The sequence below is a fragment of the Pseudomonas fluorescens genome, assembly GCF_902497745.1.
GTDB lineage: Bacteria > Pseudomonadota > Gammaproteobacteria > Pseudomonadales > Pseudomonadaceae > Aquipseudomonas > Aquipseudomonas fluorescens_BM.
Window position 1 is genome coordinate 234400 of record NZ_CABVHJ010000010.1, and the last position, 10915, is coordinate 245314.

Below are 10915 nucleotides of genomic sequence, written 5' to 3' on the forward strand. Positions count from 1 at the left end.
CTATATTGTTGTGCTGTTGAATCTTGCATTTTTCATGTTGTTAGTAGCTTCATTGTTGGTTCTTTTTAAAAATTTAAGTGGCGCGGTTGCAAAGCAAAATCGCTGGGCAACCTACGTGGGTGGTACGGTGCTACTAGCGTTTACTCTAGTGTTATGTGTTGCTTTCATTCCGGTAAGACTTTCAGATATCCAAAGTCTGGCGTGTTTTACTGCGTCTGTTGCGATACTTTCCAGTGAAAGCAATAGAAGACATTTTGGAGCGTTATTTGTTTCAGGTTTGCTGGCTGGGCTTTCTGTGCTTTTAAAGCAAAACTACGTTATGTCCATATTTTTTCTTGTTGTATTTTGGTGCTGTTTCGATTTCAAGGGGCAGTTGGAAAATCGGTTCAAGCATATTTTCCTGTACTTGATCGGCGTTTCTATCTGTCTGCTCCAGGTATTCGCAGCCTATTATCATTCCGGTGTACCTTGGTTCTATGAGCCGGCGGCTATGGCGGTGTACGATTCGATTAATTATCAGCCTTATGTTGAACTTGTGGCCTATACTGATCCGATACGCAGCGCGTATGTATCGAAATTGGCCTCCGAGGTAACTCAGTTTCAATTCGTGGCGGTGAAATTTTATGAAGGTATGATGAAATTTTACTGGCCTGTTTACATTGGTAAAGCACCTTTTGATATTACACCTGAGGTGCTTGTCATTAGTGAGGCCAAATTGTTCTACATGCAACTGACTCTTGTTTTGATGGGTATAGCAACTTTGCTTACGGCATTTTTTAAGAACAAGTGGATAGCCGTTGTCTCCTTCATGACGACAGCTTCAATCTTTTTGACAACAGTTATTTTGCACACGGAAAACAGATACTTTCTTATGACAAAGATCTATCTGATTCTGATGCTGGCGGTTGTGTTTGTAAGGCTGGTAAATAAATACGTAAAAAGAAGCTCGGCTGCGCATGATTCGGTTGTCGAGTGATATTGTCTGAAAAAGCTGCCTGCGACTTGTAAGCACCTGAGTGGGCCTAAGATCAGATAGCTAGGAGTATGGTCTGGTTTAAATTGACAAAACAAAAAGCGCTTCTGACGAAGCGCTTTTTTATTGGATTTCGACATTGTGAACGGGAGCAGCGCACTGATGGAGTAGGATTTGTCTCGGGTGAAAAAGGGTCTGCACCTAGTCAATTAATTATGACGACGCAGAGCTTGATCAACCACAACAAAGGCGCTTCTCCCGCCCGCTGTCAGGCAGCTACCGGATTGATTTGGACAAGGTTTCAATGATGATGTCTTGTTGCGCTGTACTCAAACCTACCCAAAGAGGAAGGCGGATCAATCTTTCGGACTGAGTAACGGTTACTTCCATCGAATCATGAACTCTGCCGTACCGTTGTCCAGCGGGTGATGAGTGTAATGGGACATAATGGAATACGGAAAATATATTTTGCTGCTTCAAGTCGAACAATACTTTTTGCCGGTCCATTTCTTCCGGGAGCAAAATGTAGTACATGTGAGCATTGTGCTCGCAAGATTCTGGAACAACCGGCCGGCGTAACAGGCCGTCCTTCTCAAAGCCTTCCAGGGCTTCATTGTAGTAATTCCAGCTGGAAATACGCTGGTCGGTGATAGCTTGTGCTTCTTCCAGCTGGGCCCATAGAAATGCGGCGATCAGTTCGCCGGGTAGGTAAGAAGAGCCAACTTCCTGCCATGTATATTTGTCGAGTTCTCCTCTGAAGAAGCGACTCCGATCAGTCCCTTTTTCGCGGATGATTTCAGCTCGCAGTGCCAAGTCAGGATCATTTACCAGCAGTGCACCGCCTTCGCCGGAAATGACATTTTTGGTTTCGTGAAAGCTGAATGCCCCTAGGTCCCCGATGCTGCCGAGGGCTCGTCCTTTGTACTTGGACATGACACCTTGAGCGGCATCCTCAACGACTTTCAGATTGTGTTTTTTGGCGATGTTCATGATCGTATCCATTTCGCAGGAAACACCAGCGTAATGGACTGGCACGATCGCCTTGGTCTTCGGAGTAATTGCTGCCTCAATGAGGCGCTCATCTATGTTCAGAGTGTCTTCGCGAATATCGACAAAAACGGGAACGGCGCCGCGTAATACGAAAGCATTGGCAGTTGACACGAACGTGTAGGACGGCATGATAACTTCGTCACCTGGTTCGATATTCAACAACAAGGCTGACATTTCAAGTGCGGCAGTGCAGGAGTGAGTCAGTAATGCCTTGCTGCATTGAGTCTGCGCTTCCAGCCAAGAGTGACAGCGTTTAGTAAATGTGCCGTCGCCCGCCAGTTTATTACCAAATTTTGCTTCTGAAATGTAATAGAGTTCCTTCCCTGTCATGTATGGGCGGTTAAAGTGAATCTTGTCATTATTCATTATATGTCCATGCCTATGGAGGGGGTGGAAGACTGGTTTTGTTGATTGTCTTGTTTGTCGCGGTGTTCAAAAAACGCCGAGACTAAATTTAGTGGGGACAGCTCTGCGCTGTTCATGCTGTCCTCCGGAATACGAAAAACTTTAATGCAATAAACAAATACATTGCAATAACGATTATAGCTGTCGCTTGAACTATTGCGTGATTGTATCCAAGGTGGTCTGAAAAGAATATCAGGATGGCCAGGTTGATCAAGTAACCAATCAAGTGGGCGACAACGTAGCGCATTCCTGCGCCCCAAAAATGGCCGTTATACATGAATGTAATTTTTTTGTTTCCAAAGAAGCTGAATCCCGCAATCGTTATGTAGAGCAGGGACATCGCTAATTTGGGTGAAAGTCCAAGATAGGTAAGGAACAAATAGATGGCGTAACCTGTCGCGTTGCTGATCAAACCAACACAGATATACCTTATCAATTGGTGAAATTGTTGGTGTTTCATGGGAGGGTGAGCAGATCCTGTATTTTTCATGTCAAAAAAAACGAGTGCGAAATTTTTGAATTGGAAGCGCACTTTCAGGTGCGCTGTCTTTATTCATTTCAAGTATTTTTATCAGGCCGCTACCGCAAACAATCACGGGGTAATTTCCGTGCATGAATATTATCTTTCCCGCGGTACGGTTTTCGATTTTTACGTCAGCAACGACTTCACACTGGTTGATTCGGAAGGTTTCACCATCGATGGTTGTGGCGGCACCTTTGTAAGGAAATCCGAGTGCGTCGATAAATCGTTGTATGCGGTGTGCATCCCAAGTCCAATCAATAAAGTAATCTTGCTCATCTCGCCACAGGCTATAAGTTGCGTTCACCTCATTCTGGGCTGTGCTGATGAGCTCACCTCGAATAATTGAATGTGCAACCCTGATCGCGAGTTTTTGATAGCAAGGCTCCAGTTGTTCTATGGCACTGGATATCTTGACGGGATAGTCGATTTCGACAGCTTCCTGGGTAATGATCGGTCCGCGATCATATTCTTCCGAGGCCATAAGTGCGGTCACGCCTATGACCCTGTCACCATTGATTAGTGCGCTCGGAAGAGGCGCAAATCCTCGGTAACGAGGTAACAAGGAGTCGTGGAAAACGACTAGCTTCTGCTCATCATCAGCTTCGATCAACCATCTCCAGGACACCGCGATCAGATGGCTCGCATATGGAGCCGGCTGAGACCGTTCCAGCGTAGGTATTTTCAGTCGTTGCGCCAGTTCGACTATTTCCTTGTAATAATCGTTGGTGACGTTACGGTCTTGCGCGACAACGACATAAGAAATGTATTGGCTATGGCCTTCTGATATCAGTGACTGCAGTGTTGCCAGTCCCTTGGATGTCATAAGATAAAGTCCGAATTTCACGTTATTGGTCATTTTCTTGAATTTCGTCTATCAGATAAAGTGGGCGATTTTTTATCCCTTCAAATGATTTTCCGACATAAAGTCCGATCACGCCCATTATGCATATCATCAAGCCGCTTAGTACCCATACCGAAATTAGGATGCTTGCATATCCCAATACCGGGATTTCGCCGAGAATCGCACGAACCGCAATGATCGCTGCATAAAGAAATCCGGTGAATGCAACTAACAAGCCGAATTTTATCGCCAGTCTTATTGGCTTTTCCGAGTTGGCAAGACAAATGTCCAGGGACAGATTCAGCAATCTCTTGAAGTTATAAGAGGTTTCGCCCTCTGGCCGTGCCGCGTGGACAACGTCGAGTTTCGTGGATTTGAACCCGACCCAGCGAACCATAGTCGGGAAGTAGCGAATCGACTCCGGCATTCTATTGATTGCTGAAATTACTTTCCTGCTGTAAATGCCGAAGTTGGCGACTGTAGCATCTTGTTCGATGCCGGTAAGATAACTGAGTGTCCGATAGAATGTCCGGGAGAAAAATCGTTTCAACCAACTATCCTGACGCAGAGCGCGTCTGGCCAGAACGATATCGAAACCTTTTTTGGCTTCTTGATAAAGTTTGGAAATTTCACTCGGTTGGTCCTGAAGATCACAATCCATTACCACGACCCAGTCACCACCGGCCAAAGAGAGACCCGCTGAAATCGCATGGTGTTGACCAAAATTACGGCTCAGTCTGACTGCTTTGATATGTGGATAAATTTTCTGGGCTTTTTGAATTTCCAGCCAACTATTATCCGTGCTTCGGTCTTCAACTAGTATTATTTCGTATCGGGATGTAATTCCTTTTAACTCGATCGTAAGTTGCTTTAGTAGTTCATCTACTAAAGGCTCTGCTTTATAGACTGGAATGACTACTGAAATTTCCGGAGCGGGAGTAGGCTGCATGTGACTTCTGCTTAATAAGTTGATTTTTACAAATGGCTATTTTTTTCTGTAGGAAACCTGAAGTTATTCTGTAAGAAAACCGTGTCTCGAGTGTATCAAAAAGCTATGAGCATTACCGAGTCTTTAAAAATCCCCGATCAATAGGTATCTACGCTGGAGGGGCGGCAGGCCGCGCAGCGCGGCTATCTGCGCGTGATCTGAGCTGTCTCGCGGACTCGATATCGAATGCCGTTGGCAATTTAGTCTGTAAGGGTTTGCCTACGGCAGCGGCTTTCAAAGACCGGCGAATAAGGAGCAGAGGTGGGACAGCCGGCCAACACTGGTGAACGCAGTGTCAACCGGGCAATTCAGATGAGAGCGAGGGGCGTGTGCTATTCAGTGCCCGGTGAGCATTGAGTCTGCCGGCGCGTTGGCACGTAGTTGCCCGGTGAGCAAAAAGTAGCCGAAACCAACAGCCATGAAACCGAGGAAGATCAAGCCGATCAACGCGTTGAACCAGGCCATCGCCACCAGACACACCACCGCCAGCACCAAGGCAATCAGCGGAATCAACGGATAGCACGGCGCGCGGAAAGTACGCTCGAGATTGGGTTCCGATTTACGCAGTTTGAACAGGCTGAGCATGCTCATGATGTACATCACGATGGCGCCGAACACGGCCATGGTGATCATCGCGGCGGTGAGGGTCATGCCGCCAAGATTGATCAGACCGTCGCTGTAAATCGCGGCAATGCCGATGATGCCGCCGACAATAATTGCCCGGTGCGGTGTCTGGAAGCGCGAGAGTTTCGCCAGCGAAGCGGGAAGATAGCCGGCGCGGGCGAGGGCGAAGAACTGCCGCGAGTAGCCAAGAATGATGCCGTGGAAACTCGCCACCAGACCGAACAGGCCAATCCACACCAGCATGTGCAGCCAGCCGGAGTTGTCGCCCACCACGGTTTTCATCGCTTGCGGTAGCGGGTCGTTGATGTTGGCCAGGGTGCGCCAGTCGCCGACGCCACCGGCAAAGAACATCACACCCATCGCCAGCAGCACTAGGGTCAGGATGCCGCTGATGTAAGCCTTGGGAATCGTGCGCTTCGGGTCCTTGGCTTCTTCGGCGGCCATGGCGGCGCCTTCGATGGCGAGGAAGAACCAGATCGCGAACGGAATAGCGGCGAACATCCCGGCAATCGCCGGCGCGCCAAACACATCCGATCCCGCCCAGCCATTGAGGGCGAAGTTGCTGAAGCTGAACGCCGGCGCGACCACGCCCATGAACACCAGAAACTCGGCTACCGCCAATACGCAGACGATCAACTCAAAGGTCGCGGCCAGTTTCACACCGAGGATGTTCAAGCCCATAAAGACGATATAGGCGCCGACGGCTGCGTGTTTCGGATCGAGTGCCGGAAACTGCACATTGAGGTAAGCGCCAATTGCCAGGGCAATGGCTGGCGGAGCGAAGACGAATTCGATCAGCGTCGCCAGCCCGGCAATCAATCCACCTTTTTCACCAAAGGCTCGACGGCTGTAGGCAAACGGCCCGCCTGCGTGAGGAATCGCGGTGGTCAGTTCGGTAAAACTGAAGATAAAGCAGGTGTACATGGTCGCGACCATGAACGAGGTCACCAGGAAACCCAGTGTCCCGGCCACGCCCCAGCCATAACTCCAGCCGAAATACTCACCGGAAATCACCAGCCCTACGGCGATGCCCCACAGGTGCAAAGTGCCCAGCGTGGGTTTGAGTTGTGTGTTCATGCGTTTGCTCCCTGAACGGTTTGGAAAGCTCGGGGGAGGGCGTTTGCAGTGGGCGTGCCATTGCGCTGAAACAAGTCGTAATGAGTTGAAAGCTGTCGTATCGGGGATGTTCTCGGCGGGATAGCGGCTTTTTGTGCGCCAGTTGGGTGCGATGTTGACGGTTATGCCGTCTTCGCGAGCAGGCTCGCTCCCACATTTTTGAAATGCGCTCGCCTGAACAACGCCGATACCTGTGGGAGCGAGCTTGCTCGCGAAGAGGCCCGCCTATATGGCGCAAAACCCACCTGTAACGCCGGCATAAACCCACTCTTTACGCTTTCTTTATGCCCCGCAGCACCCCTCGCTCTCGTTCCTTTACAGCCTCCTTTCCGACAATGCCTGCACAAACGGCAATACGCCGTAACACGGAGATCTTCCATGAGCGTTCTGGACGGGGTGTCACTGCTGTTGGCAGTGGGGCTGTTCATTTATCTGTTGGTTGCGCTGTTGCGCGCGGATCGGAACTAGGAGCGGCTATGCACAGTTATGACTATTGGCTGATCCTCGCGTTCTTTGCGGTGGTCTTGCTGCCGGCGCCGTTCCTCGGGCGCTTTTACTACAAGGTAATGGAAGGTCAGCGCACCTGGCTGACGCCGGTTCTCGGCCCGGTAGAGCGCGGTTGCTACCGCATCGCCGGGGTCGACCCAGAGGCTGAACAGAGCTGGCAGAAGTACACGCTGGCGCTGCTGGCGTTCAACCTCGCCGGTTTCCTGTTGCTGTTCGCGATTCTGTTGTTTCAGGATCACTTGCCACTGAACCCGCAGAACCTGCCGGGCCAGGAATGGACTCAGGCGTTCAACACCGCGGTCAGTTTCATGACCAATACCAACTGGCAGTCCTACAGCGGTGAAGCGACCCTCAGCTACCTGAGCCAGATGGTCGGCCTCACCGTGCAGAACTTCGTCAGCGCCGCCACCGGCCTCGCCGTGCTGGTTGCGTTGTGCCGTGGCATCGGCCGCAAATCGACGAAAACCCTCGGCAACTTCTGGGTCGATATGACCCGCGCCACCCTCTACGGCTTGCTGCCGCTGTGCCTGTTGCTGGCGCTGTATCTGGTCTGGCAGGGCGTACCGCAGACTTTTGCGCAGTATGTGAACGCGGTGACGATGCAGGGCGTTGATCAAGTCATCCCGCTCGGCCCGGCCGCCAGTCAGATTGCGATCAAGCAACTGGGCACCAACGGTGGCGGCTTCTTCGGCGTCAACTCGGCGCATCCGTTCGAGAACCCGACCGCGTGGAGCAACCTGTTCGAAGTCGCTTCGATCATTCTGATCCCGGTGGCGCTGGTGTTCACCTTCGGCCACTACGTCAAGGACCTGCGTCAGAGCCGCGCGATCATCGCCTGCATGCTGGCGCTGTTCCTGATCGGCGGCGCGACTTCGCTGTGGGCTGAGTACCAACCGAACCCGACCCTGAACAACGCTGCGGTTGAACAGACTGCACCGCTGGAAGGTAAAGAAGCGCGCTTCGGCACCACCGCCACCGTGCTGTGGTCGGTGACCACCACGGCAGCCTCGAACGGCTCGGTCAACGCCATGCACGACAGCCTTAATCCGCTCAGCGGCATGGTCGCGCTGGTCAACATGATGGTCGGCGAAGTGATCTTCGGCGGCGTCGGTGCCGGGCTCTACGGCATGTTGCTCAACGTGCTGATCGCGGTGTTCCTTGCCGGTCTGATGATTGGCCGTACGCCGGAATACCTCGGCAAGAAACTCCAGGCGCGGGAAGTGCAATTGCTGGTGGTGACCCTGCTGGTCATGCCGGTCGGCGTGCTGGTGCTCGGTGCGATTGCCGCAGCGGTTCCCAGTGCTGCAGCGACCATCAGCAACCCCGGCCCGCACGGGTTCAGCCAGTTGCTCTACGCCTACACCTCCGCCAGTGCCAACAACGGTTCGGCGTTCGGTGGACTGAGCGCCAACACACCGTTCCACAACCTGATGCTTGGTCTGGGCATGTTGATCGGTCGCTTCGGTTACATCCTCCCGGTACTGGCACTGGCCGGCAGCCTGGCGATGAAGAAAACCGCACCGATCGGCCAGAACAGCTTCCCGACTCACGGCCCGCTGTTCGTGACCCTGTTGACCGTGACCATTTTGCTGGTGGGCGGCCTGACCTTTCTGCCGACACTGGCGCTCGGCCCGATCGCCGAACATTTAAGTATGGGCTTCTAAGGAATCCATCATGAATATGCATGTTCCTGCAAAACCTGCAGTGCCGACCAAGTCGGCAGAAGCACCGAAAACTGCAATCTCGGCCCTGTGGCGTCCGGCGCTGCTGCAAGCCTTCGTCAAGCTCGACCCTCGGCAACTGAAGCGTTCGCCAGTGATGCTGGTGGTCGAACTGACGGCGATTTTCACCACCGTGCTGTGCTTCATTCCGGATGCCGATGTGCCGACCTTCGTCGCGGCACAAATTGCTCTGTGGCTGTGGTTCACCGTGCTGTTCGCCAACTTCGCCGAAGCCTTGGCCGAAGGTCGCGGCAAGGCGCGCGCCGACAGCCTCAAGGCCGGCAGCGAAGGCCTCAGCGCCCGCCGCAAACTGGCCAACGGCAGCTTTCAAGTGGTGCCGGCAGCGAGCCTGCGCAAGGGCGATGTGGTGCGCGTCGAAGCAGGGGAAATGATCCCCGGTGACGGCGAAGTCATCGAAGGCATCGCGGCGGTCAACGAAGCGGCGATCACCGGTGAATCGGCGCCGGTGATTCGTGAGTCCGGCGGCGACCGTTCGGCCGTCACTGGCAACACACGACTGGTGTCCGATTGGTTGCTGGTGCAGATCACCGCCAACCCCGGCGAGTCGACCCTTGACCGCATGATCGCGCTGGTCGAAGGCGCCAAGCGGCAGAAGACGCCGAACGAAGTGGCGCTGGATATCCTGCTGATCGGCCTGACCCTGATCTTTCTGCTGGTGGTGGTGACCCTGCAACCGTTCGCCCACTTCGCCAATGGCAGCCTGCCGCTGGTGTTTCTGGTGGCGCTGCTGGTCACGCTGATCCCGACCACCATTGGCGGTTTGCTGTCGGCGATCGGTATTGCCGGGATGGATCGTTTGGTGCGCCTCAACGTGATCGCCAAGTCCGGTCGCGCAGTGGAAGCGGCGGGCGACGTGCATGTGTTGCTGCTGGACAAGACTGGCACCATCACCTTCGGCAACCGTCGTTGCAGTGCGGTGTATGCCGCGCCCGGTGTGAGTGGTCGCGAGCTGGCCGAAGGTGCGTTGTTCGCTTCGCTGGCCGACGAAACCGCTGAAGGTAAATCCATTGTCGAATACCTGCGCGGTCTGCATCCGCAGCCTGAACCGGCGCTGGAAACCCTGACTGCCGTGCCGTTCAGCGCTGAGACCCGTTTGTCCGGCGTCGACTATCAGGGCCGTGTCTACCGCAAAGGTGCAGTGGATTCGCTGCTGAGTTTCCTCGGCCAGAAGCGTTCGGATCTGGCCCCGGCACTGTCGCGGGAAATCGACAAGATCGCCCAGAGCGGCGGCACCCCGTTGCTGGTCTGCGCCGACGGTAAATTGCTCGGCGCGATCCACCTCAAGGACGTGGTCAAACCGGGCATTCGCGAGCGTTTCGCCGAACTGCGCAAACTCGGCATTCGCACCGTAATGGTCACCGGCGACAACCCGCTGACCGCCGCTGCCATCGCCGCTGAAGCGGGCGTCGATGACGTTCTTGCCGAAGCCACCCCGGAGAAAAAACTCGCGCGCATCCGTCATGAGCAGAACGATGGGCGCCTGGTCGCGATGTGCGGCGACGGCGCCAACGATGCCCCGGCGCTGGCCCAGGCTGACGTCGGCATGGCGATGAACGACGGCACCCAGGCTGCCCGCGAAGCGGCGAACATGGTCGACCTCGACAGCGACCCGACCAAGCTGCTCGACGTGGTGCAGATCGGCAAGGAATTGCTGGTGACCCGTGGTGCGCTGACGACCTTTTCCATCGCCAACGACGTCGCCAAATACTTCGCGATCCTGCCGGCATTGTTCGCCTCGATTTATCCGCAGCTGGGCGTGCTGAACATCATGCAGCTGACCAGTCCGCAGAGCGCGATTCTCTCGGCCATTGTCTTCAACGCCTTGATCATCGTTGTGCTGATTCCGTTGGCGCTGCGCGGTGTGCGCGTGCAGGCGGCGAGTGCGGCGGCGTTGCTGCGGCGCAATCTGTTGATCTACGGACTGGGCGGGATTCTGGTGCCGTTCGTGGGGATCAAGGCGATCGACATGTTGCTCACGGCGCTGCATCTGGTGTGAGTCTCAGAAGAGCCCCTCACCCTAGCCCTCTCCCAGAGGGAGAGGGGACTGACCGAGTAGTTAATCAGAGGTACATCGACCTGAAATACCGAGCCGAACTCAGGTTTTGAACTGCACAAAGATCGGCTCCCTTTCCTCTTGTCACCTTCG

Annotated in this window: 9 protein-coding genes and 1 pseudogene; 5 read left to right on the plus strand and 5 right to left on the minus strand. The window is 53.8% G+C overall.

Going from position 1 to position 10915, the window contains the following annotated elements:
• On the plus strand, nt 1-976 hold a 976-nt coding region (locus tag F8N44_RS17705), incomplete at its 5' end, for a hypothetical protein (protein WP_191630909.1).
• A gap of 273 nt (nt 977-1249) precedes the next feature.
• Here the strand turns inward: F8N44_RS17705 and rffA are convergent.
• A complete protein-coding gene (rffA, locus tag F8N44_RS17710) occupies nt 1250-2389 on the minus strand; it encodes a dTDP-4-amino-4,6-dideoxygalactose transaminase (RefSeq protein WP_150651186.1) in 1140 nt (379 codons plus the stop codon).
• Nucleotides 2390-2406: 17 nt separating this feature from the next.
• Between rffA and F8N44_RS32230 the strand changes: the two are divergent.
• Nucleotides 2407-2475 (plus strand): annotated as a pseudogene (locus tag F8N44_RS32230) (GGIII-like transmembrane region-containing protein); the annotation flags it as partial.
• 26 nt (nt 2476-2501) lie between these two features.
• Here F8N44_RS32230 and F8N44_RS17715 read toward each other — a convergent pair.
• The 4 genes from F8N44_RS17715 to eat all read right to left on the minus strand — a co-directional run bounded on the left by F8N44_RS17715 (nt 2502) and on the right by eat (nt 6481).
• Entirely contained in the window at nt 2502-2888 is a 387-nt protein-coding gene (locus F8N44_RS17715) for a GtrA family protein (protein ID WP_150651187.1), read from the minus strand.
• A gap of 31 nt (nt 2889-2919) precedes the next feature.
• Nucleotides 2920-3807, minus strand: coding sequence for a methionyl-tRNA formyltransferase (locus F8N44_RS17720; RefSeq protein WP_150651188.1), 888 nt, complete (start codon nt 3805-3807; stop codon nt 2920-2922).
• A complete protein-coding gene (locus tag F8N44_RS17725) occupies nt 3797-4741 on the minus strand; it encodes a glycosyltransferase family 2 protein (protein ID WP_150651189.1) in 945 nt (314 codons plus the stop codon). The genes F8N44_RS17720 and F8N44_RS17725 overlap by 11 nt, the downstream gene beginning before the upstream one ends.
• Before the next feature lie 375 nt (nt 4742-5116).
• Complete coding sequence (gene eat, locus F8N44_RS17730; RefSeq protein WP_150651190.1) at nt 5117-6481, minus strand: ethanolamine permease; 1365 nt, start codon at nt 6479-6481, stop codon at nt 5117-5119.
• 417 nt (nt 6482-6898) lie between these two features.
• Between eat and kdpF the strand changes: the two genes are divergently transcribed.
• Genes kdpF through kdpB form a run of 3 tightly spaced genes read left to right on the plus strand, consistent with a single transcriptional unit; the run spans nt 6899 to nt 10765 of the window.
• Nucleotides 6899-6988 (plus strand): K(+)-transporting ATPase subunit F, encoded by a 90-nt coding sequence (gene kdpF, locus F8N44_RS17735; protein WP_007899818.1) that lies wholly within the window; start codon nt 6899-6901, stop codon nt 6986-6988.
• A gap of 8 nt (nt 6989-6996) precedes the next feature.
• On the plus strand, nt 6997-8691 hold the full coding sequence (gene kdpA, locus F8N44_RS17740) for a potassium-transporting ATPase subunit KdpA (protein WP_150651191.1): 1695 nt from the start codon (nt 6997-6999) through the stop codon (nt 8689-8691).
• Nucleotides 8692-8701: 10 nt separating this feature from the next.
• Nucleotides 8702-10765, plus strand: a complete 2064-nt coding sequence (kdpB, locus tag F8N44_RS17745) for a potassium-transporting ATPase subunit KdpB (protein ID WP_150651192.1) — start codon at nt 8702-8704, stop codon at nt 10763-10765.
• Nucleotides 10766-10915: the final 150 nt, after the last annotated feature.